This is a genomic window from Anaeromyxobacter terrae, assembly GCF_022690685.1.
GTDB classification, from domain to species: Bacteria; Myxococcota; Myxococcia; order Myxococcales; family Anaeromyxobacteraceae; genus Anaeromyxobacter; species Anaeromyxobacter terrae.
This window is the reverse complement of sequence record NZ_JALCYY010000021.1, coordinates 16,617-42,229: the sequence shown is the minus strand read 5'-3', so window position 1 is coordinate 42,229 and position 25,613 is coordinate 16,617. Positions and strand designations below refer to the sequence as shown.

General features: G+C 74.9%; 23 protein-coding genes and 2 riboswitches. Of the genes, 10 read left to right on the top strand and 13 right to left on the bottom strand.

Annotated features, from left to right (window positions below; genetic code table 11):
- From MNY62_RS11455 to MNY62_RS11430, 6 genes are all read left to right on the top strand, one after another.
- Positions 1-1,155, top strand: a complete 1,155-nt coding sequence (locus tag MNY62_RS11455) for a cytochrome c3 family protein (protein WP_242344288.1) — start codon at positions 1-3, stop codon at positions 1,153-1,155.
- Between the two features lie 43 nt (positions 1,156-1,198).
- Positions 1,199-6,637 (top strand): cytochrome c3 family protein, encoded by a 5,439-nt coding sequence (locus MNY62_RS11450; protein WP_242344287.1) that lies wholly within the window; start codon positions 1,199-1,201, stop codon positions 6,635-6,637.
- Positions 6,638-6,734: 97 nt separating this feature from the next.
- Positions 6,735-7,904, top strand: a complete 1,170-nt coding sequence (locus tag MNY62_RS11445; protein ID WP_242344286.1) for a hypothetical protein — start codon at positions 6,735-6,737, stop codon at positions 7,902-7,904.
- Complete coding sequence (gene ccsA, locus MNY62_RS11440) at positions 7,904-8,716, top strand: cytochrome c biogenesis protein CcsA (RefSeq protein WP_242344285.1); 813 nt, start codon at positions 7,904-7,906, stop codon at positions 8,714-8,716. Before MNY62_RS11445 ends, ccsA begins: the two co-directional genes overlap by 1 nt.
- On the top strand, positions 8,713-9,228 hold the full coding sequence (locus MNY62_RS11435; protein WP_242344284.1) for a hypothetical protein: 516 nt from the start codon (positions 8,713-8,715) through the stop codon (positions 9,226-9,228). Before ccsA ends, MNY62_RS11435 begins: the two co-directional genes overlap by 4 nt.
- Before the next feature lie 88 nt (positions 9,229-9,316).
- A complete protein-coding gene (locus tag MNY62_RS11430; RefSeq protein WP_242344283.1) occupies positions 9,317-10,855 on the top strand; it encodes a B12-binding domain-containing radical SAM protein in 1,539 nt (512 codons plus the stop codon).
- 193 nt (positions 10,856-11,048) lie between these two features.
- Here the strand turns inward: MNY62_RS11430 and sugE are convergent, their stop codons facing one another.
- Positions 11,049-11,369, bottom strand: coding sequence for a quaternary ammonium compound efflux SMR transporter SugE (gene sugE / locus MNY62_RS11425; protein ID WP_242344282.1), 321 nt, complete (start codon positions 11,367-11,369; stop codon positions 11,049-11,051).
- Between the two features lie 9 nt (positions 11,370-11,378).
- Positions 11,379-11,442, bottom strand: a riboswitch (guanidine-III (ykkC-III) riboswitch).
- Positions 11,443-11,679: 237 nt separating this feature from the next.
- Between sugE and MNY62_RS11420 the strand changes: the two genes are divergently transcribed.
- Positions 11,680-12,513: a DUF3014 domain-containing protein gene (locus MNY62_RS11420; RefSeq protein ID WP_242344281.1), complete on the top strand. Its 834-nt coding sequence runs from the start codon at positions 11,680-11,682 to the stop codon at positions 12,511-12,513.
- Here the strand turns inward: MNY62_RS11420 and MNY62_RS11415 are convergent.
- The 11 genes from MNY62_RS11415 to MNY62_RS11365 all read right to left on the bottom strand — a co-directional run bounded on the left by MNY62_RS11415 (position 12,510) and on the right by MNY62_RS11365 (position 23,084).
- On the bottom strand, positions 12,510-12,671 hold the full coding sequence (locus MNY62_RS11415; RefSeq protein WP_242344280.1) for a hypothetical protein: 162 nt from the start codon (positions 12,669-12,671) through the stop codon (positions 12,510-12,512). The two genes, MNY62_RS11420 and MNY62_RS11415, sit on opposite strands and share 4 nt — an antisense overlap.
- A gap of 327 nt (positions 12,672-12,998) precedes the next feature.
- Entirely contained in the window at positions 12,999-13,442 is a 444-nt protein-coding gene (locus MNY62_RS11410) for a Mov34/MPN/PAD-1 family protein (protein WP_242344279.1), read from the bottom strand.
- On the bottom strand, positions 13,439-14,398 hold the full coding sequence (locus tag MNY62_RS11405; protein WP_242344278.1) for a PLP-dependent cysteine synthase family protein: 960 nt from the start codon (positions 14,396-14,398) through the stop codon (positions 13,439-13,441). Before MNY62_RS11405 ends, MNY62_RS11410 begins: the two co-directional genes overlap by 4 nt.
- Positions 14,395-15,363: a cysteine synthase A gene (gene cysK / locus MNY62_RS11400; protein WP_242344277.1), complete on the bottom strand. Its 969-nt coding sequence runs from the start codon at positions 15,361-15,363 to the stop codon at positions 14,395-14,397. The genes MNY62_RS11405 and cysK overlap by 4 nt, the downstream gene beginning before the upstream one ends.
- A 2-nt stretch (positions 15,364-15,365) precedes the next feature.
- Positions 15,366-16,532 carry a molybdopterin-synthase adenylyltransferase MoeB gene (gene moeB / locus MNY62_RS11395; RefSeq protein ID WP_242344276.1) on the bottom strand — a complete coding sequence of 389 codons (1,167 nt, stop codon included), beginning with the start codon at positions 16,530-16,532 and terminating at the stop codon, positions 15,366-15,368.
- Between the two features lie 4 nt (positions 16,533-16,536).
- Positions 16,537-16,812 (bottom strand): MoaD/ThiS family protein, encoded by a 276-nt coding sequence (locus MNY62_RS11390; protein ID WP_242344275.1) that lies wholly within the window; start codon positions 16,810-16,812, stop codon positions 16,537-16,539.
- Between the two features lie 17 nt (positions 16,813-16,829).
- Positions 16,830-18,107: a threonine synthase gene (thrC, locus tag MNY62_RS11385; protein WP_242344274.1), complete on the bottom strand. Its 1,278-nt coding sequence runs from the start codon at positions 18,105-18,107 to the stop codon at positions 16,830-16,832.
- A gap of 26 nt (positions 18,108-18,133) precedes the next feature.
- Positions 18,134-18,208: riboswitch (SAM riboswitch) on the bottom strand.
- A 74-nt stretch (positions 18,209-18,282) separates the two neighbouring features.
- Complete coding sequence (locus tag MNY62_RS11380) at positions 18,283-20,130, bottom strand: nitrite/sulfite reductase (protein WP_242344273.1); 1,848 nt, start codon at positions 20,128-20,130, stop codon at positions 18,283-18,285.
- Between the two features lie 12 nt (positions 20,131-20,142).
- The gene (gene cobA / locus MNY62_RS11375; protein WP_242344272.1) at positions 20,143-21,507 is read right to left on the bottom strand and encodes a uroporphyrinogen-III C-methyltransferase; all 1,365 of its coding nucleotides are present in this window, start codon (positions 21,505-21,507) and stop codon (positions 20,143-20,145) included.
- Complete coding sequence (locus tag MNY62_RS11370; RefSeq protein ID WP_242344271.1) at positions 21,504-21,737, bottom strand: hypothetical protein; 234 nt, start codon at positions 21,735-21,737, stop codon at positions 21,504-21,506. Before MNY62_RS11370 ends, cobA begins: the two co-directional genes overlap by 4 nt.
- A gap of 9 nt (positions 21,738-21,746) precedes the next feature.
- On the bottom strand, positions 21,747-23,084 hold the full coding sequence (locus MNY62_RS11365) for a YeiH family protein (RefSeq protein ID WP_242344270.1): 1,338 nt from the start codon (positions 23,082-23,084) through the stop codon (positions 21,747-21,749).
- Between the two features lie 360 nt (positions 23,085-23,444).
- On the opposite strand from MNY62_RS11365, the gene MNY62_RS11360 reads away from it, so the two are divergent.
- Both MNY62_RS11360 and MNY62_RS11355 read left to right on the top strand, forming a co-directional pair.
- Positions 23,445-23,936, top strand: a complete 492-nt coding sequence (locus MNY62_RS11360) for a hypothetical protein (protein ID WP_242344269.1) — start codon at positions 23,445-23,447, stop codon at positions 23,934-23,936.
- A gap of 46 nt (positions 23,937-23,982) precedes the next feature.
- Positions 23,983-24,348, top strand: coding sequence for a DUF1841 family protein (locus MNY62_RS11355; RefSeq protein ID WP_242344268.1), 366 nt, complete (start codon positions 23,983-23,985; stop codon positions 24,346-24,348).
- Positions 24,349-24,381: 33 nt separating this feature from the next.
- Here MNY62_RS11355 and MNY62_RS11350 read toward each other — a convergent pair whose 3' ends face one another.
- Positions 24,382-25,128: an SDR family NAD(P)-dependent oxidoreductase gene (locus tag MNY62_RS11350; RefSeq protein WP_242344267.1), complete on the bottom strand. Its 747-nt coding sequence runs from the start codon at positions 25,126-25,128 to the stop codon at positions 24,382-24,384.
- An 85-nt stretch (positions 25,129-25,213) separates the two neighbouring features.
- Between MNY62_RS11350 and crcB the strand changes: the two genes are divergently transcribed.
- Positions 25,214-25,588 (top strand): fluoride efflux transporter CrcB, encoded by a 375-nt coding sequence (gene crcB, locus MNY62_RS11345; RefSeq protein ID WP_242344266.1) that lies wholly within the window; start codon positions 25,214-25,216, stop codon positions 25,586-25,588.
- Positions 25,589-25,613 lie beyond the last annotated feature (25 nt).

Sequence of the window (25,613 nt, the reverse complement as noted above, 5' to 3'; positions counted from 1 at the left end):
ATGAAGAAGATCACGCTCGCCCTGCTCCTGTCCGGCGTCGTCGCCGCCGCGCCCGCTGGCGCGATCGACGCGCCGCACGACCGGTCCTTCTGCACCGGCAGCTGCAACGCCTGTCACAAGACGCACAGCGCCCCCGGGGGCGCCATCACGATCGAGGCCGGCAACGCGAACCTGTGCGCGAGCTGCCACAAGGCGGATCGCACGCTCCCGGACAACCGGCTCAAGTTCCCGTGGACGTCCGGCGAGCAGGCGGTGCCGCGGACCTCCGGCGTTCACCACCGGTGGGATGCCCCGGCGCAGAGCGCGGAGCACGGCGCGCAGACGCCGACGAGCCCCGCCCTCTCGGCCCTGAAGAAGGACGGGACGCTGGCGTACCTCCCCGGCGGCAAGCTGCAGTGCTCCACCTGCCACGACGTGCACAAGGCCAACCCGGCGTTCGCGCCGGACCGGGTGCACGCCTCGCTCCCCACCGGCGTGTTCGTCGCCGGGAACGGCGCGGTGACCGGCAACGGCACCCTGCGGCTCGACCCGCCGGCCGCAGGCGCCGCGGCGAGGGGGTACCTCGTCGAGATCACGGTGGGAGGGAGCGCCACGGCGGCGCGCTTCAAGCTGTCGAACGACAACGGCGCGAGCTGGTGGGGCTTCAGCACCGGCACCTGGGTCGCCTACTCGGCGTCGCCGGAGAACGGCCGGAGCCTCGGGGGCGGCGCCACGGTGACGCTCAACGACCCGGCCGTCGGCGTGGCGTTCGGGGTGGGCACGTTCGCGGTCGGCGACCAGTGGAAGTTCTACGTCTCCTATCCGCACCTGCGCGCGGAGCTCGGGTCGCTCTGCGACGACTGCCACCGCGAGCGCGTGCAGGACCATTCCTGCATCGAGGGCGGCGCCGGCTGCGTCGCCGACGGCGTGCGGACGTTCAGCCACCCCGTCGGCGAGGCGCTCGACGCGAACGCGCAGGGCTACGACCGCGTCGCCGCCGGCGCGCCGCAGATCCTCGACGCCGACGGGCGCGTGCAGGGGTCCGCCGGCTCGAACGGCGCGGGCGATCCGGGCGGCGCCACGAACGACCTCCGCCTCGACGCGCAGGGCCGCGTCCGGTGCACCTCCTGCCACTCGCCGCACAACGCCGACTCCAATGCCCTCACGGTCGACTAGCGCGCCGCGGCCTCGCGGCCTCCGCCGCTCCGGAGCCATGAAGATGCGACCCCTCCGTACCGGGCCCCTGCGGCTCGCGCTCGCGGCGCTGCTCCTCGTGCCCGCCGCGGCCCTCGCCCAGACGCTGTACCTGCGCAACGACCCGGCGTCCGTCGCGGGCTACCGCGAGGCGAACCCCACCGCGGGGACGGCCGCCGTCCAGGCGACCACGAACACGACGAACGCCGGGACCCGCATCAACTGGACCGCGACCGCGGGCGGCACGCAGCTCGCGTGGCTCTCGCCCCCGCTCGCCGCGGCGTACAGCTTCGGCGCCGCCGCCACGTGCAACGTCTGGGCGCGCGAGAGCAACGCCGCCGCCAACACCACGGTCCGCTGCGAGTTCTTCCGGTACACGACCTCGGAGGCGGGCACCGCGCTCTGCGCGGCGAGCCGGACGGCGGCAGAGGTCAGCGCGACGACGATGACGCAGTACAGCTGGACCTGCACGCCGACCACGACCTCGTTCGCCGCTGGCGATCGCGTGGCGATCCGCCTGTACGTCGCGAACCTCGGGACCATGGCGGCCGGCTACCAGCAGCTCGGCCAGTACGACGGGACGAGCGCGCAGAGCGCCCTCACGTACGTGACGCTCCCGGGAGCGCCCTCCTTCCGGACGACCACCGTCGGGAACGGCACCGACCCCGCGAGCGCCACGCTCGCGCCCGGGGCCGCGGCGACGAACCTCGACACCTTCACGCTCGCCACGAACAACGGGACGGACTCGGTCGGCAGCCTCACGGTCACGCTCGCGGCGGGCAGCGCGCCGGCGCTCTCGCGGGTCGAGATCACCAACTCCGCCGGCTCGACCGTCTACGGCTCGGTGGTGAACCCGGCGTCGGACACCCTCCCGATCACGCTGACGACCGCCATCCCGGTCACGACCACCGCCACGACCTACCGCGTGCGGATCACGCCGCTCACGCACGCCGCCATGCCGGCGCCCCCGGGCGCGTCCTACGCCGTCACCGGAACCGTGACCGGCATCGCCTCCGCGAACGATCACGTGGTCACGCTCTCGGATAGCGCCAGCGCGACCCTGACCATCGACAACCGGTCGCCGGGCGCCCCGGGCGCACTCGCGGCGACGGCCGGCAACGGCCGGGTGGACCTCTCGTGGACGAACCCCGCCGACGCCGATCTCGCGAGCGTCGTCGTGCTCCGGTCGGCGGGCGCGCCGGTGACCGCGGTGCCCGTCGAGGGCGCGGCCTACACGGCCGGCGCCGCCCTGGGCGCGAGCACGGTCGTGTTCTCCGGCGCCGGGACGGCCTACGCCGACACCACCGTCGCGAACGGGACGACCTACTACTACGCCGCGTACGCGCGGGACGGGTCGGGCAACTACTCCGCCAGCGGCGCGACGGCGGGCCCGGCCACCCCGGCGGCGATCACCGTGGTGGGCGACGGCGCCGCGACGCCGAACGTGGGACCCATCGCCCCGGGCTCCGCCGACGCGCTGCTCGACGCGTTCACGCTCTCGACCTCGACCACCGACACGGTGACCGGCGTCACGGTCGGGCTCCCCTCCGGCGCGGGCGGCGTCGCCGCGGTGCGCCTCATGGGGACGAGCGCCTGCGGCGGGACGCAGTACGGCTCGGCGACGCCGGTCTCCGAGGCGGCGACGAGCGTGGACGTCGCCGTCACGCCCATCGCGGTCGGCCCGACCGCGACGAGCCTCTACGTGTGCATCACGCCGAAGTCCCACGCCGCGATGGCCGCTCCCCCGGGCGCGACGTACGCGATCGCCGGGACGGTCACCGGCGCCGTCTCGACGAACGCGAAGTCCTACCAGGACGCGACGGGCGCGACGGTGACCCTCGACAACCAGTCGCCCGCGGCCGTGACCGGGTTCCTCGCCACCGGCGCGCTCGATCAGATCACGCTCTCCTGGACGAACCCGCCCGACGCCGACCTCCAGCAGGTCGTCATCCTCCAGAACACCTCGGCCATCACGGACGTGCCCGTCGAGGGGCAGTCCTACGCCGCGGGCGCGACGATCGGCACGAGCACCGTGGTGTACGCCGGGACCGCCTCGCCGCAGACGCTCGCGCGGCCGGCCCGGACGACCTACAACTTCGCCGCGTTCGCGCGCGACACGCGGGGGAACTACGCGACCGGCGCCGCGGCGAGCGGCGCGGCGCTCTCGCGCGCGGTCACGCCCGGCAGCGTCTCCGCGGTCGCCGACGCCTGCAACAGCGTCACGGTCAAGGCGGGCTTCTCAGACGACGGCGACAACGACAGCTTCATCGGCGTGAGCCGCGGCACCGCCCCCGCGGGCCCGTTCACGACGAGCGTCTGCGCGAACCAGGGCGCCGGCACGGGCAACCCGAGGACCTGCGTGGACACCGGCGCGCAGGCGCTCGCGACCTACTACTACCAGGTCACCTACGGCGACCCCGACGGCGTGAACGGGACCGCCACGAAGGTCACGCCCGCGGTCGCCACCCCGGCCTGCCCCGGCAACCTCTCGCTCGCGAACGGCGGCAACCCGGCCGTCGCGCCGCTCGTCGCGGGCGGCGCGGCCGTGCCGGTCGCGCGCCTGTCGCTCACCGCCTCGGCGAACGCCAACATCACCCTCGCCTCCATCGCGGTGGGGAACGGCGCGACGGCGCCCGTCGCGCTGGCGGGCCGCGACGTGCAGGCCCTCACGCTGCACGACGCCTCGGACGCGGTCCTCGCCGTGTCGTCGTGGGACGCGTCGAGGTCGCGGTGGGTCTTCTATCCCCGGGGCGCGAACGGCGACCTCGTCGTGGTGGCGGGCGGGACCACCGCCGTGCTCACCGTGAAGGCGATGGCCGCGTCGAGCGCCTCGGCGGGACAGCGGCTCGCCATCTCCGTCGCGCCGGGGGACGTCGCCGTGGCCGCGCCGGACAACGGACCGACGGCGGGCGGGTTCACCGCGCTCACCTTCACCACCTCCGCGTCGGCGATCGCCGAGGGCGACAAGACCGCGAACAGCACGGCGCCGATGGTCTCCATCGTGAACCCGACGCGGGGCGGGGTCCTGAGCGGCTCGTTCCGGCTGCGGGTCCTCGTGCACAGCCCGACGGCGAACGGCGTCGCCGACGTGACCGCCCTCCAGTACGCCACGGACGCCTCCGGGACGTGGACCGCGCTGAACCTCACGACCGATCGCAACACCCAGTACGACGGCGGCGTGAAGGGCGCGGTCTACGAGAAGACGCTCGCGCTGGCCCAGGGGGCCTACACGCTGCGCGCCCGCGCCACGAACGCGAGCGGGACGGTGAGCTCCGCCCCAGTGTTCGTGACGGTCCGCGCCTCCGGCTCCGGCGACGGCAACCTGCTCGTGCGCGACAACTCGAGCCAGCTGTGCACCGACTGCCACGCGCTCCCCAGCCACACGAGCCAGGTCGTCGGCAGCAAGTACGGCTCGTGGGCGACCGTGTGCCGAGACTGCCACCAGCCGCACGGCGGCAAGAACCTGTACCTCGTCGCGAACGAGATCACGCCACCGGCGGTGAACGGGGCCCAGGCGCCCGCCGCGGTGACGTTCTACGACGCGACGGCCGGCGACTCCGGCTCGGCGGGGAGGCCGTCCTTCGTCTCGAGCGATCCGGCGAAGCTCAACGGTCCGTGCCAGGTGTGCCACACGCGGACGCAGGGGGCGGGCGGCGTCGCGCGCTGGCGGAGCACGGGGAACTCGGACACGCACTACGCCGGCGCGGCGACGCAGGCCTGCACCGGCTGCCACTCGCACAAGAAGGGCTTCGGCGCCGGCGAGAGCTCGGGGGGCGCCAGCTGCGCCGGGTGCCACGGAACCGTCTGGGACGTCGTGACCGGCACGACCGGCGGGATCGCCTCGAGGCATGGCCTGTCGCTCGACTCCTTCCAGGACACGGGGACCGCCGCGGAGTGGGGCGCCCAGGCGAACCTCTCGAACGTGCCGGCGGCGAGCCGCTCCTGCGTGAACATGTGCCACACCGATCACGTCCACAACGCGCCCGGGGCGAGCCCGGTGACGCACGACTCCGACGTCCACAAGGACGCCTCGAGCCAGGCGAAGCGCGCCGTGACGCGCGACGCCGCGGGCCTCGTCACGGCGGGCACTCCGGCGCGCACCGACTTCGACTCCGCGACGAACACGGGGCTTTGCGTCTCCTGCCACGTGAAGCCGGTGGACGCGGCCCACCCCGCGATCGACGCCGCGGCCTACGGCGCGTCCGCGCACGACTACGTCACGGCCGCCGGCCAGACCTGGCAGTTCGGGCTGCACGACGGGTCGAAGTTCGACCGGAACTGCACGAAGTGCCACGCCTCGCGCGCCGAGGGCACGACCCCGCAGTCCGCGGGCGGCAGCGGGGCGGTGCACGGCACCGGCTACCCGTCGCTCCTCTCCGGCAACGTGAACCCGGCGGCGGCCGGGAACGTCGCCGGCGAGCTCGTCTGCTACAACTGCCACGGCAACGCGACGACCGGCGCGAACCTGTCCGGGAAGGACATCGCCTCGCTGGTGACCCACACGAGCAACCATCCCGCCAGCGCCGACGGGGTGCACGACTCGGTCGCCGAGCTCAACGGCGCGGCGTTCGGGAACGCCCTCGGCAACAAACCTCGCCACGCGAGCTGCCTCGACTGCCACGATCCGCACGAGGCGAAGGCGGGCCTGCACGCGGCGCAGACGAACCAGGCCGGCCCCTCGCTCCACGGCGCGTGGGGCGCGCAGCTCTCCACCCTGCCGGCGCGCTGGGCCGCGCCGACCGCGGCGAGCTTCACGAAGAAGGTGATCGTCTCGGGGACCGACGTCGAGGCGACGCTCTGCTTCAAGTGCCACTCGGCGTACTACGGCGCGCTCCCGATCTCGCCCTCCAGCGGCTCGCCGGGGTGGAACGAGACCGACCAGGCGCGCGAGTTCAACCCGAACAACGCGAGCAGCGGCGCGACGGCGGGCGGCTTCCACCCGGTGCTCGCGTCGGCGGGCGGAAACCTCGGCGCGACGGGCAACATCAAGGCGCCGTGGACGCGCACGAGCCTCATGACCTGCAGCGACTGCCACGCCTCGGACACCACCACGGATCCGGCGGGGCCCCACGGCTCGGCGGCCGGCTTCCTCCTGAAGGGGCCGAACACCACCTGGAACGCCTCGATCGCGACCCTGTCCAGCGGCATGCCGAACGGTACGTTCTGCATCAACTGCCACAACCAGGCCTTCACGAGCAGCCGGTTCGCGGAGCACGGGTCCATCGACAAGCACCGGGTCGCTTGCTGGAACTGCCACGCGGCGATCCCGCACGGCACGGCACGGCCCGGGCTGCTCGTGGCGGTGGACCAGTCCACCTACGGCGACAAGACCACGGACGTGGCGCCGTACCGGCAGATGCCGGCTGCGGCCGGCTCCGGCCTGTACATCAAGAGCTACCCGACGAGCAACACGACCGCCTGGGGTCAGAGCAACTGCGGCTGTGGAACCGGCGGCGGTCATTAGCGCGCCCGCGGGCGGAGCGGCGGCCTCCGGGGGCCGCGGTCCCGGCGCGCCGCTCTGGCGCCGCCTGCGATCCCCTGCCTTTGCGCGCGCGGTCCTCGTGTACCTCGCCGCGCTGAGCGGAGTCGCGGCGTGGCTCCCATGGGTCCGCGCTAGCGGCCTCGGTGCGCCGGCCTGGGCCGAGGCCATCGGCCTCGATCACCCGTTCTCGTCGCTCGCGTTCCTCGCCGGCGTGGGCGCGCTGTTCGCGAGCACGCTCGCGTGCACGTGGGGCAGGCGGAGCCGGATCGCCGCGCGCGCCCGCGGCGCGCTCCCCGTCGGATCGATCGAGCTCGAGGGCGCGCCCGCGGAGCAGCTCAGGGCCTTCCTGCGCGCGCGGGGATTTCGCGGCGAGGGGCCAGTGCTCCGGCGCCACGCCGCGGCGCTCTGGGCGGGGTGGGTGCTCCACGTCGGGCTGCTCGTCCTCGTCGCGGGGGTGGGCGTGCAGCAGGCCTTCCACGACGGCGCGAACTTCGAGCTCGCCGAGGGCGAGACGGCGCGTCTCGACGGCCCCGGCGCGGTCTTCCAGCGCGAGCGCGGCCCGCTCGCGCCGCGGGACGCGCCCGCGCTCGAGGCGACGCTCCTCGCGTTCGACCCCTACCTCCGGCAAGAGGGCTACGCGCCCGACCGGCGGAGCCGCGTCCTCTTGCGGGCGGGAGCGGGGCCGGGGCGCGTCCTCGACCTGGACCGTGCCGAGGGGACGCGCATCGAGGGCGTCGACGTCTACCAGGCGATCCCGACCGGCTACGCCCTGCTCCTCGACGTCGCGGGGCAGGGGATCCGGAGCGTCCACCTGCACGCCGACGGCCCGCGCCGCGCGACCGCGGAGGTCGCCGCGCCCGGCGGAGCGCCCATGCGCTTCGTCCTCGAGGCGGAGCGGGGCCTCGACGATCGCAGCGGGGCCGGGGCGATCTCGGTGAGGATGGGGAGCGCGGCCGGCGAGGCGGCGCTCGGGATCGGCGCCCCCTTCGCCTTCGGCCTCGCGCCCGCGCGCCTCGTCGCGGTCGACCGCTGGGCCGGGTTCACCTACGAGCGGTCCCCGGGGATGCCGGCCGTGCTCGCCGGGTTCGCCGTCGTGCTCGCGGGCTGCGTCCTGCTGGTCTTCCCTGCCGGAGTGGCCCGGATCGAGCATGAGGGCGGGCGGGACGTGGCGCGGGTCTGGGTCTCGCGCGGCGGGGACGTGCTCGCGGACGAGTGGCGGAGCGAGCGGGACGGCGGAGGAGGGGCGTGATGGAGACGATCGCGTTCTGGGCGGCGACCGCGTGCTATGCGCTAGCGACGGTCGGCTACTTCGTGTGGGCGGCTTTCCGCGCCGATCGCGCCGGCACGGCGGGGCGGTGGCTCCTCGCCGCCGGGACGATCCCGCATGCGGCCGCGGTGGTGCTTCGGTGGATCGCGGTGGGCCACGGCCCCTACAACACGCGCTACGAGGTGCTCTCCGCGAACGTGCTCGTGCTGGTCGTCGTGCTGCTCGTGGCGAGCGCCCGGGCGAAGGAGCTCGGCGGCCTCGGGGCCTTCGTCGCGCCCCTCGCGTTCCTCGGCATGGGCTGGGCGGTCTCGTCGTTCGGCGTGCGCGCCGAGGTGCCCATCATCCTGCGGTCGTCCTGGCTGGTCCTGCACGTGGGCTTCGCGAAGCTGTTCGCGGCCACCGCGCTGCTCGCCGCGGCCTGCGCCGCCGCGTTCCTCGTGAAGGCTCGGCGCACGGAGGCGCTGCGCTGGCTGCCGTCCGCGGCGCGCCTCGACCTCCACGCGCACCAGTTCCTGCTCGTCTCGTTCCTCTTCCTGGGCGTGATGATCGTCGCGGGCTCGCTCTGGGCCCACCAGTCGTGGGGGCGCTACTGGGGCTGGGATCCCATCGAGACGAGCTCGCTCGTCACCTGGATCGTCTTCGGGATCATCCTCCACTTCCGCGTCCTGCACGGCTGGTCCGGCCGCCGCATGGCGCTGCTCACCTTCGTCGGCCTGGCGTTCGCGCTCACCACCGTCTACGTCGTGGCGATCGTCGTGCCCACCATCCACGACGCCTACCTGGTGGGCGGATGACGCGGCTCGGCGCGTGCCCCGCCGCGGCGCTCGCGGCGATCCTCGCGGCCGCGGGCTGCCGTCCCGGGGGAGAGGGCGGCAGGGCGGTCCGCGCCTACGACGACGCGCTCATCGCGGCGTTCCGCACCGGGGACCACGCTCCGCTCGCCGCCACGGCGGGCGAGGCGGAGGTGCGGAGGGTCGACGCGCTCGTCGACCTCAAGAAGGCGGCGGGCCTCGTGCTCGAGAGCGAGCTCACGTCGTTCGCGGTCGAGCACGAGGAGCGCACCGGCGAGGAGACGATCCGCGTCCGCACCCGCGAGCGCTGGCGATACCACGACCGCGCCCTGCGCCCCGGCGTCGCCGCCGGCCCTGCGTTCGTCGCCGACATGGTGATGGCCTACGACGTCGCCCGCCTCTCCGGGACGTGGAAGGTCGTGAAGGCGGAGACCGTGTCGAACGAGTTCCTGGAGCCGAGGGGATACGCGATCGCGCCGGGTCACCACGGCGCGGCGGAGGCGCGGGCGCCGTGACGATCGCGCCGCCCCGCAGGCGTTGCGCAGCGCCTCCGCGCGACGAAGCCTTTGCGCCAGCCACCCCTCCACGAAACGGACGCCGCTCGTGATCATCCCGAACATTGCCCCCCGCCGCCCCCGGGTCCTGCTCGTGACGTCGCCGTACCACTCCGGCGTGGTGGAGGCCGCGGGCGTCTGGCTCCCGCTGGCGTTCGTCTACCTCGCGGGCGCGGCGCGCGCGGCCGGCGCCGAGGTCCTCGTCTACGACGCGATGAGCCTCTTCGCCACGCACGACGACATCGCGCGCGTCATCGCGGACTTCCGCCCCGACGTGGTCGGCACGACCGCCATCACCGCGACGGAGCCGGACGCGCGCGTCATCTGCGAGACGGCGAAGCGCTGGGACCCGGCCGTGAAGACGGTCGTCGGCAACGTGCACGCCACGTTCTGCTGGCAGGACGTGTTGCGGGATCCGAACGTCGACTTCGTCGTGCGGGGCGAGGGCGAGGCGACCCTCGCCGAGCTCGTCCGGGCGGTGGCCGCGGGCGAGGGCTGGGACCGCATCGCCGGGCTCGCGTGGAAGCGCGACGGGGTGCCCGTCTCGAACGCCGCGCGCGGACTGGCGCCGGATCTCGACGCGCTGCCGCGGGCCTGGGACCTCGTCGACTGGCCGCGCTACTGGTATCGGCCCCGCCCAGGCGGCCAGCTCGCGATCGTGAGCTCGGCCCGCGGGTGCGCGCAGCGCTGCTCGTTCTGCTCGCAGCAGAAGTTCTGGGCCCGCACCTGGCGCGGGCGCGATCCGCTGCGGTTCGTCGAGGAGCTCGAGCTGCTCCGGGACACCTACGGGGTGCGGGTGGCGATGCTCTCCGACGAGACGCCGACGGCGAGCCGCGAGCGGTGGGAGCGGGTGCTCGATCTCCTCGCCGAGCGCCGCACCGGCGTCGAGCTGCTGATGGAGACGCGCGTCGACGACATCCTGCGGGACGAGGCCATCCTCCCGAAGTACGTCCGCGCCGGCGTCTCGCACGTGTACGTCGGCGTCGAGTCCACCTCCCAGTCCACGCTCGACCTGTACCAGAAGGACATCCGCGTCGCGGAGTCGCGGCGCGCCATCGAGCTCATCAACGCGCACGGGATGGTGAGCGAGACCTCGTTCGTGCTGGGCACGCCGGACGAGACGGTCGAGTCCATCCGGAACACGGTCGAGCTCGCGAAGTGGTACGCGCCCGACATGGCGTTCTTCCTCGCGCTCACGCCCTGGCCCTACGCGGATCTCGCCCCGCAGCTCGACTCGCGGATCGTCACGCGCGACTACCGCCGCTACAACCTCGTGGAGCCGGTCATGAAGCCGGACCGCCTCACGGTGGAGGAGCTCGGGCGCGAGCTCCACCGCGCCACGGGGCACTTCTTCCGCCACAAGTTCGAGAACCTCGGCCAGCTCTCTCCGGAGAAGCGGTCGTTCATGGTGCGCGTGCTGAAGCTGCTCATCGAGAACAGCTACCTCGGCGACGAGATGCGGCGCATGGCGCAGCACGCGCAGATGCCGGAGTCGGTGCGCGCGATGCTCGGCGAGCTCGACAGCGGCGCCCGCGACGCCGGCATCCGCGCGGGGCACGAGGCGCGGCCGGTCGTCTCGTCGCGCTGAACGACAGCTTCGCGATTCGCGTTCACCTTCGGTGACGCCCGTCGGAGGCTCGCGCTCAGTGCGTGAAGAAGAACACGTGCACGAGGCCCGCGCAGGCGGAGGCCAGCGCGAGGACGAGGACGAGCTTCCGGGGATCGAAGCGGCTCGACATGAGGTGACCTCGTGAGGGAGCGGGGGCGCGAGGGGCGCCGGGCTAGGCGCTCGCGGTCAGCTTCAGCCCGACGATCGAGACCACGAGCAGCGCGAGGAACATCGCGCGCGCGAGCGTGAGCGGCTCCTGGAACAGGACGACGCCGAGCACCGCGGCGCCGGTCGCGCCGATGCCGACCCACACCGCGTACGCGGTCCCAATGGGCAGCGTCCGCGCGGCGGCGGCGAGCAGCCACATGCTGCCGGCGATCGCCGCGCACGTCAGGATCGTCGGGAAGGGCCGCCGGAAGCCGTCCGTGTACTTGAGCCCGATGGCCCAGCAGACCTCGAGGAGACCCGCGATGACGAGATAGATCCAGGACACACGACCTCCACTGCGTCGTCTTGTCCTCACCGGGTACGGCGCATCTCGTCCGGGGTCGCGGAGCGCGAGCCGCCTGGGAGTTAACCCGGCGGTGGGCGCCGATCAAGGTCGAGCGCCGCAGGGCGCGGCGCGGCGCGGCGCGGCGGGCGGACGCGAGCCGCCCGGACGAGCGCGAGCCGCCGGCCTCGTGTTACTCCTGACGCCTTGGGGGCCGCGGCTGTTCGTCGGCTCGATCCTGGCGGAGCGCTTCGCTCGGCGGCTTCGGATCGCGCCGGGCGCGGAGCGCGGCCGCTCACGCGTGAGGCACGGCATGCAAGAGACCCCGAGGAGCTCGCTTCGCAAGCCCAGCAGGGTGCCGCTCGTCGTCGCGATCCTCGTCGTGCTCGGCGCGGCGGGGTTCTGGGCGAGCCGCCGCTTCCGAGCGGGCAACGGGCCCGAGGCGCCGTCTGCCGCGCCCGCGGCACCCGCCGGCGAGGCCGGGCCCACCGCGCCGCCGGCGGCGCCACCCGTGAAGGCGACGGATCTCGGCCCGAACGTCAGCGACCCCGAGGCGCGCGCGCTCGCCGACACGATCTCGCCGAGCGAGCTCTACCGGCGCACGCTCGCGCAGGGCGAGGTCGTCCGGCACGCCGCGGTGCTCCTCGACAACCTCGCCGAGGGCGTGTCGCCCCGCAAGCAGCTCGAGCCGCTGCGGCCGGAACGCCCGTTCGCGGTGCTGCGCCGTGGCGAGGGGGCCGTGATCGACCCGGCCTCGTACGCGCGCTACGACGCCTTCGCCGATGCGGTCGCGTCGGTGAACGCCCGGGAGGCGGCGCGCGTCTACCGCTCGCTTCACGGGGTCCTCCAGCTCGCGTACCGCGCGCTCGGCTACCCCGAGGCGTCGCTCGACGCCGTCGCCGCCCGCGCGCTCGGCCGGCTCGCGGCCGCCCCGGTGGTCGAGGGGGAGGTGCCGGTCGTGGAGCGCGAGGGGGTGTTCCTGTTCCAGGACGAGCGGCTCGAGACGGCGCCGCAGGTGGAGAAGCACCTGCTCAGGATGGGGCCGCGGAACACGCGCATCGTGCAGGGGAAGGCCCGCGAGCTCCTCGAGGCGCTCGGCATGCCCGCACCTCCCGCGCTGGACGCGCCCTCGCCGGCGACGCGCTAGAGCGCGCGGGACCTCACGACCTCGCCTCGATGGGCGATCGCCGCGGGCGAGGTCGGGGTCGGGGTCGGGGTCGGGGTCGGGGTCGGGGTCGGGGTCGCGGTCGCGGTCGCGGTCGCGGTCGCGGTCGGGATCGCGGTCGGGATCGTTCTGGCCGACACTGCCGCGGGCTGACGTCACCGTGGCGCGCCGCCTGGACGGGACCTCACGTCCTCGGCGGGCCACGATGGACGGGGACAAGGTACGGGGAGCGGTGCCGTCCGCCAGACGCCGCCGGCAACGCGGGGCTGCGGGCGGGAGCTGCGCATGGGCGAGGTGGCCGTGGCCAACCGCGTTGCATTGCGGTCCGTGGGTCGGGGCGGTGCCTACCGCGTCCAGTGGCCCGCCTGCGGGCGCGAGGTCCCGCCACGTGGGGCGGCGCGCTACTGGCGGGGTGAGTGGTGGGGCTTGGCCTCGGTCGCCGAGGTCGAGGTCGACCTCCCGGCGGGTTACTCGAGCTTCGCCTCGACGAAGTCACCCCCGTCGAACCGGTAGCGTCTCACCTCGTCGACGCGGCCTCCTCGGACGCCGAGGACGAGGTACTCGGCGCCGGGCAAGAGCTGCAGGCCGTCCACCACCGCGTCGGCCCGGTCCTTCGCGGAGAAGTACGCGCCGACCTCGACGTGCGAATGCCACACCGCCACGATCTCGCCGCCGCTCGCCTCGAGCTCCTCGTGGACGCGGAGCTGGGCGCGCGGGTCCATGAGGTAGCTGTCGCGGCTCGTGCGCGGGAACTGCGCGGGATCGTGCGCGTGGTAGCGATCGGCGACGTTCGGCACGGCGAGCACCTCGAGCGCGCCGGCGCGGCGGACTACGAACCCGCACGCCTCTCGCTCCGGATCGGCCTCGCACAGCGCCCGCACGCGCGCCAGGATCTCCTGCCCGTAGGTCACCACGTGATCCTCCGGTCCCAGCGGCGCGGCTCGAAGTAGCGGTCGGCGCGGTCCGGCAGGACGGTCACGACGTTTCCCCGTTCGCCCGCCGCCGCCATGCGCTCGGCCACCTGGAGCGCGCCCGCCACGGCGGCGCCGCTCGAGTGCCCGACGCGCAACCCTTCCTCGCGGCCGAGCCGCTCCGCCATCGCCCACCCCTCGGCGGTCGGCATGGAGATCTTCCCGTCGAGCTCGGCCTCATCGTAGATCGCCGGCACGATCGAGCTCTCCATGTGCTTCAGCCCCTCGAGGCCGTGGAGCGGCTCGGCGGGCTCGACCGCGTGGCAGCGCACCCCCGGCGCGAGCGCGCGCAGCCCGCGCGAGGTCCCCATCACCGTGCCGCTCGTGCCGATCCCGGCCACGAACGCGGCGACCTGGCCGTCGAGCGCCTCCGCGATCTCGACCGCCGTCCCGAGCTCGTGCGCGCGCGGGTTCTCCGGGTTCCCGTACTGGTCCGGGTAGAACCAGCGGTCGGGCTCCTGCGCCACGAGCTCGCGCACCTGCCGGATGGCGCCGTCGGAGCCCTCGAGCGGATCCGAGAAGACGAGCTCGGCGCCGAACGCCTGCGCGATGCGCTTGCGCGCGGCGCTCACGTTGCGCGGCATGACGAGCGCGCAGCGGACCCCGAGCGCCGCGCAGATCCAGGCGTAGGCGACGCCGGTGTTGCCGCTCGTGGAGTCGACGAGGGTGCGCCCCGGGCCGAGCCGCCCGTCCCGGAGCGCCGTCTCGATCATGCGGAGCGCGGGGCGGTCCTTCACCGAGCCGCCGGGGTTCATGAACTCGCACTTCACGTAGAGGCGGACGCCGGGGAGCTCGGCGCCGATCCGGCGGAGCCGGACGAGCGGCGTGCTGCCGACGAGCCGCGCCACGGTCTCGACGGGCGCGGCGCCGTGACGGAGGGGGCGGAGCGCGGTCATCGCCCGCCCTCGCGCGCGAACCACTCCGCCGCGGAGAAGTAGCGCTCGCCCGTGTCGGGGAGCACGGTCGCGACCCTGCGGCCGGGGCCGAGCTCGCGCGCCACGCGGATCGCCGCCACGACGGCGGCGCCGCTCGAGGTGCCGACGAGGAGCCCCTCCTCGCGCGCCAGCCGGAGCTTCATCGCCCACGCCTCCTCGTCGCTCACCCGCTCGACCCGATCGTACGCGGCCGGATCGAGCACGCGCGGGACGAAGCCCGCGCCGAGCCCCTGGATCCGCGTCGGGCCGGGCGTCCCGCCCGACAGGACGGCGCAGGCCTCGGGCTCGACCGCGACGACGAGCGTCCCGGGACGCTCCCGCCGCAGGACGCCGGCGACGCCGGTGAGCGTGCCACCCGTCCCGACGCCGGCGACGAACGCGTCCGCGGGCGCGCCGAGGGCCTCGAAGGCGAGGAGGAGCTCGCGCGCGGTGCCGTCGCGGTGCGCCTGCGGGTTCGCCGGGTTCTCGAACTGCTGGAGGAGGAGCGCGCCGGTCTCGCGCGCGAGCTCGCTCGCCCGCGCCACCGTGGGGGGCATGCCCGCCTCCGCGGGGGTGAGGACCAGCTCCGCCCCGTATGCCTCGAGCGCCTGCCGGTGCTCGAGCGACGTCGAGTCCGGCATGACGAGCGTGAGCCGGTAGCCCTTCACTGCGCAGACGAGCGCGAGCCCGAGCCCGGTGTTGCCGCTCGTCGGCTCCACCACGCGCCGCCCGGGCGCGAGGCGGCCGTCGCGCTCGGCCGCCTCGATCATGGCGACCGCGATGCGGTCCTTCACCGAGCCGCCCGGGTTGAACGATTCGAGCTTCGCGAGCACCTCCGCCGCGCCGGGAGGGACCACGCGGCGGAGCTTCACGACGGGCGTGCCGCCCACCGCGTCGAGGATCGTCTCGAGCGGCGGGGCGGCGCGGGGGCGCGCGGAGGCGGGCACGGTCAGTACCGCGGCACGGTGGGGTCGATCTCCTCGCTCCAGCGGAGGATGCCGCCCTCGAGGTTCCACACGCGCTTGAACCCTGCCTCCTGGAGCTGGCGGACCGCCTTCGCGCTGCGCACGCCGCTCTTGCAGTAGAGGACCACGTCGCGCGCGCTGTCGAACGTGCGGAGCGCGTCGGCGAAGGAGGAGAGCGGCGCGAGGCGCGCGCCCTCGATCCGGCCGATGTCCCACTCGTGCGGCTCGCGCACGTCGACGAGGTCGAGGTCGGCGCCGCCGCGGCGCCGCTCGTCGAGCTCGGCGACCGTGAGGACGGGCACGCCGGCCGTCTCGTCCTCGCCGCCGCGGATCCCGCAGAACTGCTGGTAGTCGATGAGCTCCTTGATCTCGCGCGTGCCGCAGGCGGGGCAGCGCGGATCCCGGCGGAGCTTCACGGTGCGGAACTGCATCCCCAGCGCGTCCACGAGGAGGAGCCGCCCGACGAGCGGCTCGCCGATGCCGGCGATGAGCTTCACCGTCTCGGTCGCCTGCACGAGCCCGACGAGGCCGGGCAGGATCCCGAGCACGCCGCCCTCGGCGCAGGAGGGGACGAGGCCCGGGGGCGGGGGCTCCGGGTAGAGGCAGCGGTAGCACGGGCCCTCGTCCGTGCAGAACACCGTGGACTGGCCCTCGAACCGGTAGATGGAGCCGTAGACGTTGGGCTTGCCGAGCAGCACGCACGCGTCGTTCACGAGGTAGCGCGTCGCGAAGTTGTCGGTGCCGTCCACGACGAGGTCGTAGTCACGGATGATCTCGAGCGCGTTCTCCGAGGTGAGCCACGCCTCGTGCGCCACCACCTCCACGTGCGGGTTGAGATCGCGGATCCGGTCGCGGGCCGACTCGACCTTCTTGCGGCCCACGTCCTTCGTGCCGTGCAGCACCTGGCGCTGCAGGTTCGTCGCGTCGACGACGTCGAACTCGACGATGCCCAGGCGGCCCACCCCCGCGGCGGCGAGGTAGAGGCCGATGGGAGAGCCGAGGCCGCCCGCGCCGACCATGAGGACGCGCGCGGCCTTGAGCCGGCGCTGACCCTCGACGCCGACCTCGGGGATGATGAGGTGGCGGCTGTAGCGGAGGATCTCGTCCTGCGACAGCGGCGGGAGCTCGTTGGCGGGGCGGCCGATGGGCATCTCGCTAGCCTCCTGCGATGGCGGGGACGACCACGATCTCGGCGCCGTCCGGCACGGGCGTCGCGAAGCCCTGCTGGAACCGGATGTCCTCGTCGTCCAGGTAGAAGATGACGTAAGGGTACGGCTCGCCCTTCGCATCGCGAAGGCGGGGGCCGAGCTCGGGGAACCGGCCCGCGACGTCGCCGACGACCTCGCCGACGGTCGCGCCGCGCGCCTCGTGGACGGTCTTTCCGCCCGCGGCCTTCGCGAGCACGGCGGGGAGCCTCAGGGTGACGGGCATCTTCGTTTCTCCTCGGATCAGGCGTCGACGAGCGCCGCGACCTCGCGGAGCTTCGCGGAGATGACGGGCGTCTCCGGCAGGGCCGGCACGACCGCGTCGATGGTCTTGAGGCCGTTCCCGGTGATGCAGAGTACGACCTCGTCGTGCGCGCGCAGCTTCCCCTCGCGCGCGAGCTTCAGCGCCGCCGCGACGGTGACGCCGCCGGCGGTCTCGGTGAACACGCCGGTGGTCTCGGCGAGGAGGCGGATGCCGCGCACGAGCTCCTCGTCGGTCACCGCCGCGGCCGCGCCGCCGGAGGAGCGGATCGCCCGCGCCGCGAAGGCGCCGTCGGCGGGGTTCCCGATGGCGATCGAGCGCGCGATGGTGCGGGGCACCACCGGCTCGATCGCGTCGCCGCCGCGCTCGAACAGGTTCACGATCGGCGCGCACCCCGCGGCCTGGGCGCCGAACATGCGCGGGTGCGCCCCGTCGACGAGGTGGGCGTCGGCGAGCTCGTGGAAGCCCTTGTCGAGCTTTGTCACGAGCGAGCCGCCCGCCATCGGCGCGATGACCGCGTCGGGGAGCCGCCACCCGAGCTGCTCGGCGATCTCGAAGGCCATCGTCTTCGAGCCCTCGCCGTAGTAGCTGCGCAGGTTCAGGTTCACGAGCCCCCAGCCGAAGCGGTCCGCCACCTGAACGCACAGCCGGTTCACGTCGTCGTAGGTGCCGCGCACGCGCACGAGGCGCGGCCCGTACACGGCGGTGCCCACGATCTTCGCGAGCTCGAGGTCCTCGGGGATGAAGATCCAGGCGGCGAGCCCGGCGCGCGCCGCCTGGGCGGCGACGGCGTTCGCGAGGTTGCCGGTGGACGCGCAGCCCACGGTCTCGAGGCCGAAGCCGGCGGCGGCGTTCAGCGCCACCGCCACCACCCGGTCCTTGAACGACTGCGTGGGGTGCGAGACGGCGTCGTTCTTCACGAGCGCTCGCCGCACGCCGAGGGCGCGCGCGAGCGCGGGCGAGTCGAGGAGCGGCGTGAAGCCCGTGTCGAGCGAGAGCACCGGCTCGCCGAGGATGGGGAGCCACTCGCGGTACCGCCAGATGGAGCGCGGACGCGCCTCGATCTGCCAGCGCGTCGGCAGGGTGCGCTCGGGCGCGTAGGCGGGCTCGAGCGGCCCGATGCACTCCTCGCAGACCGCCACCGGGCGGGGCTCGAAGCGCGCGCCGCAGCGGCGGCAGACGAGGGGGGACAGCTCCGGGCGAGACGGATCCGCTGGAGCGGACGCCGCGCGAGGCGCGGCCGCGAGGGACGAGGACATGCTGGAGACTTCCTTCTCCCTCGCCGGACGGGCCGGTGAGGGGCTTTTTAGCTGTTGTTTTACGTGGCCGCAATACGCCGCAAATCGCCACGGGCTCCGATCGCCGCGCGCCGCGGCGATCGGACGGTATCCTATTTAGCGGACGAGCCTCCCGTCAAGCGGATGGAGCCGGTTTTCACGCGGCGCACTCGCCGGCCTGGGTCTCGGGGCGGAAGTCGTCGCTCGCCCCGGGCTCGACGAAGTCCTCCGGCGCGGCGTCCTCGAGCCGCAGCGCCTCGAGCGGGGCGACCGCCGCCTTCACGCCCTCGAGCGACCGGGCGAAGAACGGCCCGGCGGCCTCGCCCTCGCGCCGCTCGGCGAGGTAGAGCGCCGTGAGCTTCTCCACGACCTCCGGGACGCGCCGCGCCGGCACCTTGCCCGCGAGCCTGCCGAACGATGCGCCGCCGTCCGCGGCGCCGCCGCCCACGAGCACGAAGTACTGGGGGACCGCCTTGCCGCCGAGCTTGCGCGCGCTCCCCTGCAGGCCGATCGCCGCGAGGTGGTGCTGGCTGCAGCCGTTCGGGCAGCCCGAGACGTGCACCGGCAGCGCGGCCGCGAGGGCGGCCGGGCCGAGCCGCTCCCGCACCCGCTCCTCGACGAGCCCCGCGAGGCTGCGCGTGCGGGTCACGGCGAGGCGGCACACGTCCGCGCCGGGGCAGGCGACCACGTCTGCGGCGCTCCGCGCGCCGTCGCGCGCGAGCCCCGCGGCCGCGAGGCGCGCGACCAGCGCGGGCAGCGCTGCCGTCTCCGCCCAGCGCAGCACGACCTTGCCGTCGCTCCCGAAGCGGACCGCGCCGTCGCCGTACGCGAGGGCGAGGTCGGCGAGCACCTCCAGCTGGGCGGCGGTCACGTCGCCCTGCGGCAGGGAGACCGTCACCGCCGAGAAGCCGGGCTGCCGCTGCGCGCGCACGTTCGTGGCGCGAAACGCCGCGAGCGCCGCCGGCGCGGCATCGCGGGCCGGCACGACGGCCGGCGGCTCGCCGGGACCCCGGAGCACCTCGGCGGCCACGCGCGCGGCGAGCTCCGCCACGCCCGGCGCGGCGGCGCGCCCCTGCGGCGGGGCCTCCTCGGGCGCGGCGTCCGGATCGAAGGGCAGCGCGGGGACGCCCTCGGCCCGCACGGTCGCGAGCTCGGCCTCGACGAGCGCGCGGAACGGCTCGAACCCGAGCTCGCGCACCAGGAACTTGAGCCGGTTGCGCTGCTTGTTCACCCGGTCCCCGCGCGCGTGGAAGACGCGGACCACTGCCTCCGCGAGCGCCAGGACGTCGGAGGCGGGGAGGAACTCCACGAGCGGGGTGCCGGAGGTGCAGAGCGACGAGGTCCCGCCCGCCACCGTCACGGAGAAGCCGCGGACCTCGCGGCCGCCCTCGGCGCGCACGCGCGCCCGGAAGCCCAGGTCGTGGATGGCGGTCGCGACGTGGTCCTCCTCGCAGCCCTCGAAGGCGATCTTGAACTTGCGCGGCAGCGCGTTCCCGAGCGGGTGGCGGAGGAAGTGGCGCGTCGTGGCCTCCGCGTACGGCGTGACGTCGAAGACCTCGCCCGGCGAGACGCCGGCGTGGGGGCAGGCGACCACGTTGCGGACCGCGTTGCCGCCCGCGCCGGAGGTGGTGATGCCGTCCTCGGCGAGCCGCCGGAGCGCGGGCTCGAGGTCCGCCGGCCGCACGAAGTGCACCTGGAAGTTCTGGCGGGTCGTCACGTGCCCGTACCCGCGCGAGAAGCGCGCCGCGACGTCTGCGAGCGCGCGCAGCTGCGCTGCGGAGGTCGCGCCCTGCGGCAGCTTGATGCGCAGCATGTGCAGGCCGTCCTGCCGCTGCGAGTAGGCGCCGCGCACCACGCGGTAGGCGCGCCAGGCGTCGGCGTCGAGCTCGCCGCGCTCGAACCGGCCGAGCGTCTCGACGAACGCGTCGATCTCGCGGTCGTCCGCGAAGGTCTCCCGGGCGGCGGGGGTGGGAACGTGGGGGCGGGGCTCGTGGGGGCGGGACATGCGGGGCTCCTTTCAGGCGCTCTCGGCAGGCGCGAGCGGGTCGAGGTCGCGCGCGTCGGCGTGCGAGGAGGTGAGCTGCAGGGCGGCGACCGCGCCGATGACGAGGGTGCCGGGGAGGTCGGCGCGATCCGACGGCAGCGCGGCGCGGCGCAGCCCGGAGAGCGTGCCGGTCCAGGCGAACGCGTCCGGGGACGACGCGCCGAGGACGATCGCGGCGGGCGTCTCCCGATCCCAGCCGCGCGCGATGAGCCGCGTCGCGATCCGCTCGCGCTCGCCGATCCCCATGAGGACGACGAGCGTGAGCGGGGTCTCGCTGCCGAGCCGATCCAGGATCGGCCCGTAGGTCCGCTCGTCGTGCCCGGCGACGACCGCGAACCCGGCCGCGAGCCCGCGGTGCGTCACCGGGATGCCGGCGAGCGCCGGCGCGGCGATCGCGGAGGACACGCCGGGGACCACCTCGAACGGCACGCCCGCGTCGGCGAGCGCGCGCGCCTCCTCGCCCCCGCGCCCGAAGACGAACGGGTCGCCGCACTTGAGCCGGACGACGCGCCTGCCCTGCCGCGCGGCGCCGACGAGGAGCCGCTCGATCGCGCGCTGCGACACGCTCGGGCGGCCCGCGCGCTTCCCGACCTGGAAGCAGTGCGCCCGCGGCGCGAGCCTCAGCACGTCGGCGTCCACGAGCGCGTCGTAGAGCACCACGTCCGCCTCGGCGAGCCGGTCGGCGGCGCGGCGGGTGAGGAGGCCGGGATCGCCGGGGCCCGCGCCGACGAGAGACACGAAGCCGGGTGGCGGCGGCGCGGTGACGCCGGGGGAGGGCGCGCGGGCGTAGAGGGCGTTCAGCTTCTCGAGCAGCAGCGGGCGGCGAGTCGCGAGCGGCACGCGGGCCCGCTTCCAGCCCTCGCGCTCCGCCTCGGCGGTGTCCACCCAGGAGGCGAGGTCGCGCGGGAGGAGCGCGTCGAGCGCCTCGCGCAGGAGGCCGGCGAGGGCAGGCGCCCGGCCGCCGGTGGAGATCGCCACGGTCGCGTCGCCGCGCCGGACGACGCCGGCGGTGTAGGCGGTCGCGGTCTCCGGATCGTCGACCGCGTTCACGAGGAGGCGCCGCGCCTCGGCCGCCTCGGCGACCTCGCGGTTCACCGCGGGCGTGGCCGCCGCGACGGCGAGCCAGGCGGCGTCGAGATCGGCGGGGCGGAACGGCCGGCGGTGCACCGCCGCCGCGCCCGCGGCGACGTCCTCGCGCACCTCCGGCGCGACCACGGTCACGCGCGCGCCCGCCTCGGCGAGCTGTCGGACCCGCAGCGCCGCCATCGCGCCGCCGCCCACGACCACCACCTCGCGGCCGGCGAGCTTCACGAACAGGGGGACGAGCGGCGCGGTCACAGCACCCCCCACTGGCGCACGTACTCGAGGAACACCTGGAACTCCCGGTCGCGGAACCCCAGCGCGAGGAGCTGGCGCTTTGCGTCGCCGGCCTCGACGGTGACGGACTCCGCGACGATGCGCGCCCGCTCGCGGCGGACGCTGAAGCCGCGCGCCGCGAGCGCGTCGGCGAGCGCGCCGGCCCGCGGCGCGGCGGCGTCCACGGTGACGCGGGTGACGTGATCGACCACGGCCGCCCCCTACTTCACCGCGTCCCAGTAGGACGCGAACACCGAGCTGGAGAGCCAGTAGCCGAGGGGGACGTTCACGAGGACGCCGAGCGCGAAAGCCGCGAACGGGCGCCAGCCGAACCGGGTGAGCTCGCGGAAGCGCGTCGTGAACCCGATCGAGAGGAACGTCCAGGTGAACGCCCAGCCGCGCAGGTTCTTGAGCGGCCCGATCGCCTCCTTGGAGAACTGCGTCCCGATCTTCGCGTCGACCGAGGCGAGCACCACCGTCACGACGAGCGACGCGACCAGGAACCCGAGGATGAACTTGGGGAAGCGCTGCCAGACCTCGGCCGGGCGGACCCGCTCCGCCTCCGCCGCGCCCTTGCGCTCCCAGCGCGTCACCGACAGGAACGCCACCACGAGCGCCCACACCCCCACGAACATGTCGCGCCCGACCACCTTCATGAGCGTGAACGTCTTGATGGCGCGCTCGTCGCCGAGGGTGGCGGCGGCAGCGAAGCCCGCGGCGTCGGCGAACTCGGAGGTGCCGATCCAGGCCCCGGCCTGCCCCGGGGCGAGGCCGAGGTGCCGGGCCCCGACGGGGAGGAGGAAGATCATCGCGACGGCCCAGAGGATCACCATCGAGATCGCCACCGAGACGTGGCTCTTCTCGGCGCGGCACGCGCCGCCGATGGCGATCGCCGCGGACACGCCGCAGATCGACCCGCCCGCGCCGAGGGTCGCGCCGAAGCGCGGATCGAGGCCGAACAGGCGCGTCGCGGCGAGGTAGATCGCGACGAAGGTCGTCACGGCGACGATCGTCGCCTGCAGGATCGCGAGCGGCCCGGCCTGGAGGATGATCGTGAACGGCAGCGTGGCGCCCATGAGCACGATGCCGACCTTCACGTAGAACTCGGTGCGGAGCGCCGACTGGAACCAGCGCGGCAGCGCGACGGCGTTCCCGAGCACCATGCCGACGACGAGCGCGAGCAGCGGCGGCTCGAGCTGCCAGGCCTTCAGCACCTCGTTCGAGCCGAGGATCGCGACCGCGATCGAGAAGACGAACAGCACGCCGAACCCGGCGGCGTACTTCGCGACGTCCCAGCCGATCACCGCCGAGGCGGCGCCGAACAGCGCGAGGAAGACGCCGAAGAGCACGAGCGGTGCGGCCGGGTTCGCCTGCAGCGTCGCGAGCACCTTCCCCGCGTCGGACCACGCGGGGAAGGAGAGCGCCGCAGTCGAGACGAGCCGGGTCGCGCCGAGGAAGAACGCGCTCGTGACGGCGAGCACGAGGCCGAGCGCGATGAAGATCGCCCAGGTGTCCTCGCGGCGGTGCCAGGGGAGGGTGGAGGGGGGAGCGGCGGGCATGGCGGTTCCTCGTCGGGAGGGCAGGGCTTCGCCTCGAGCGCGCCGGCGAGCCGGCGCGTCGTGCTTCAGGAGTGGAGGGGTGGATCGCCGGCGCTCAGCCGCGCATTCGCGCGGGAGGCGCCGGCCGGCGACAGGTGCAGCGCCGGTGGAGCGGCCGATGCGCGGCGGGGCGGGGGAGGACGAGGAGGCGGGCGCGCATCGTGGGGCAATCCTAGATGGCGGACGAAAGTCCTGTCAAGCGGACAACGGATGATCGTCCGACTTAACGGATGCGCGGCGGGTCGCCTCGCGCGGCCGAGCCCGTGCGCGGGGCTCCTCGGTGAGCCCGGGCGCCCCTATCTCCTGTGCGGGGAGGCCGTCATGACGGGGCGTTCACGGGTCGCTGCGCTCGCGCTCTGGGTCCTGGCCGCTCCGGGCGGGGCGGAGGTCGCGCCGCGCTCGCCGACCGCCGCCGCCGTCGGGGACACCTGCGCGCTCCACTCGCCCCAGGCGACCGCGTCGAGCGCCGCCTGCGTGGCCTGCCACCCGAGCGCTCCCGGCCACGCGCACCCGGTCGACGTCCCATACGCGCAGGCGCAGGCGCGTCGCCCCTCCGAGCTGCGCGACCCCGCCGAGGTCGCCCGCCGGCAGATCCCGCTGCCCGACGGGGAGGTGCGCTGCGCGAGCTGCCACGACGCCGCCTCGCCCTGGGCGGCGCACGTCGCGCTGCCGCCCGGCGCCGAGGCGCGCCCGGCGTTCGATGCACGGGCGGCCCTCGCCGGGGAAGACGGGGGCGAGGCCCAGGCGCGGAAGCCGCGGCCGGGCGAGGCGGTGGCCACCCGTCCGCTCTGCGTGGGATGTCACGCGTATTGACGCGGTTGCGGGACCTCGGCGCGCGGCGCTAAGGTCCGCGCCGAGCATGGACTACGACGCCGATCGCGCGCCCGAGCCGCGCGCCTGGAAGGACGCCCCGCAAGAGGAGCGCCTGCGCGCAGTCGAGGCGCACCACCACGAGCTCTCCCGGCCGCACCCGCCGATGCCGAAGCCGCGCGTCCACGCCGCGCTCCACCTGGTGGTCGAGGACCAGCTCGCCTCGGGCGAGCCGCCGGAGGCGCGCCGGGCCGTGGAGCGGCTCGTGGCCGGCGGCCTCACGCGCCACGACGCGCTCCACGCGGTGGGGCGCGTGGCGGCGGACGCGCTCGACGCCGCGCTCTCCGGCGGGCGCTTCGACGCCGCCGCGTACGCGCGCGCGCTCGACGCCCTCGAGCCCGTCCGCGCGCAGTAGCCACGGGCGGCCGCTCGTCGCGACCTCGGGTGGCTACGGCATGAGCGCGCCGCCGCTCACCGGCACGTAGACGCCCGTGAGGAAGCGGCCGTGCTCGGACGCGACCATCAGCACCGCCCCCGCGACGTCCTCCGGTACGCCGATCCGGCGGAGCGGCGCCATCCGCGCCATGGCCTCCTTCTGGGCGGCGGGCTGGTGGGCGGTCGCGTCGGTGTCGGTGAGCCCGGGCGCGACGGCGTTCACGCGGATCCCGTGCGGCCCGAGCTCGAGCGCGAGGGCGCGGACGAACGCGTCGAGCCCGGCCTTGGCGGTGCTGTGGGCGCAGAAGCCCGGGCCGGGGTGGCGGGACAGGCCGCTCGAGATCGCCACGATGCAGCCGGAGCGCCGGGCGATCATGCCGGGGACGACCGCCTGGCAGCAGTGGAACGCGGCGCCGAGCTCGCCGAGGAGCTTCGCCTGGAAGTCGGGCCAGGCGTACTCGACGAAGGGGCGGATGGGGAACGAGATGGACGCGTTCACGACGAGCGTGTCGATGGGGCCGAGCGCGCCCTCCGCCTCCGCGACCATCGCGGCGACCTGCGCGGGGTCCCGGACGTCGGCCCTCACCGCGATCGCCCGGCCGTCGGCGGCGCGGATCTCGTCCACGACGGCGCGGGCCGCCGCCTCGCTCTGGAACCAGTTCACGGCCACGGCGGCCCCCTGGCGCGCGAGGAGCTTCGCGGTCGCCGCGCCGATGCCGCGGCTCGCGCCCGTCACGAGGGCGACACGTCTCTTCATCATGGGGGTGACCTCCGGTGCGAGGGCGAGCCTAGCACGGGGGCCGCGGCCGTTGCGGATCGGCGCCGGCCGCGATAGACCGGCGGCCGTGATCCGGCTCCTCCTCGTGTGCGTGGGCGGTGCGCTCGGCAGCGGCGCCCGCTACCTCATCTCGACCTGGGCGGCGCGCGCGCTCGGCGCGGACTTCCCGCGCGGCACGCTCATCGTGAACGTCGTGGGCTCGTTCCTGCTCGCGCTGCTCATGGGGCTCGCGGGGGCGCGCGAGGGGATCTCGCCGGAGGCGCGGCTCTTCCTCGGCGCGGGCGTCCTCGGCGGCTTCACCACCTACTCGTCCTTCAACTACGAGACGCTCGCGCTCCTCGAGCGCGGCACGGCGCACGCCGTCGCGAACGTCGCCCTCACGCTCCTCGGCTGCCTCGCCGCGGGCGTCGCTGGGCTCCTCGCCGCGCGCGCTCTCGGGTGAGGTCCGCGGGCCGGCTCGCCCGGAC

Excerpts from the sequence above, each read along its gene's own strand:
- MNY62_RS11350 (WP_242344267.1), bottom strand. The coding sequence starts at position 25,128 with ATGATGAAGAGACGTGTCGCCCTCGTGACGGGCGCGAGCCGCGGCATC.
- MNY62_RS11365 (WP_242344270.1), bottom strand. The coding sequence starts at position 23,084 with ATGCCCGCCGCTCCCCCCTCCACCCTCCCCTGGCACCGCCGCGAGGAC.
- MNY62_RS11450 (WP_242344287.1), top strand. The coding sequence starts at position 1,199 with ATGCGACCCCTCCGTACCGGGCCCCTGCGGCTCGCGCTCGCGGCGCTG.
- MNY62_RS11435 (WP_242344284.1), top strand. The coding sequence starts at position 8,713 with ATGACGCGGCTCGGCGCGTGCCCCGCCGCGGCGCTCGCGGCGATCCTC.
- MNY62_RS11420 (WP_242344281.1), top strand. The coding sequence starts at position 11,680 with ATGCAAGAGACCCCGAGGAGCTCGCTTCGCAAGCCCAGCAGGGTGCCG.
- moeB (WP_242344276.1), bottom strand. The coding sequence starts at position 16,532 with ATGCCCATCGGCCGCCCCGCCAACGAGCTCCCGCCGCTGTCGCAGGAC.
- MNY62_RS11390 (WP_242344275.1), bottom strand. The coding sequence starts at position 16,812 with ATGCCCGTCACCCTGAGGCTCCCCGCCGTGCTCGCGAAGGCCGCGGGC.
- MNY62_RS11360 (WP_242344269.1), top strand. The coding sequence starts at position 23,445 with ATGACGGGGCGTTCACGGGTCGCTGCGCTCGCGCTCTGGGTCCTGGCC.
- MNY62_RS11380 (WP_242344273.1), bottom strand. The coding sequence starts at position 20,130 with ATGTCCCGCCCCCACGAGCCCCGCCCCCACGTTCCCACCCCCGCCGCC.
- MNY62_RS11355 (WP_242344268.1), top strand. The coding sequence starts at position 23,983 with ATGGACTACGACGCCGATCGCGCGCCCGAGCCGCGCGCCTGGAAGGAC.
- MNY62_RS11455 (WP_242344288.1), top strand. The coding sequence starts at position 1 with ATGAAGAAGATCACGCTCGCCCTGCTCCTGTCCGGCGTCGTCGCCGCC.
- MNY62_RS11405 (WP_242344278.1), bottom strand. The coding sequence starts at position 14,398 with ATGACCGCGCTCCGCCCCCTCCGTCACGGCGCCGCGCCCGTCGAGACC.
- ccsA (WP_242344285.1), top strand. The coding sequence starts at position 7,904 with ATGGAGACGATCGCGTTCTGGGCGGCGACCGCGTGCTATGCGCTAGCG.
- thrC (WP_242344274.1), bottom strand. The coding sequence starts at position 18,107 with ATGTCCTCGTCCCTCGCGGCCGCGCCTCGCGCGGCGTCCGCTCCAGCG.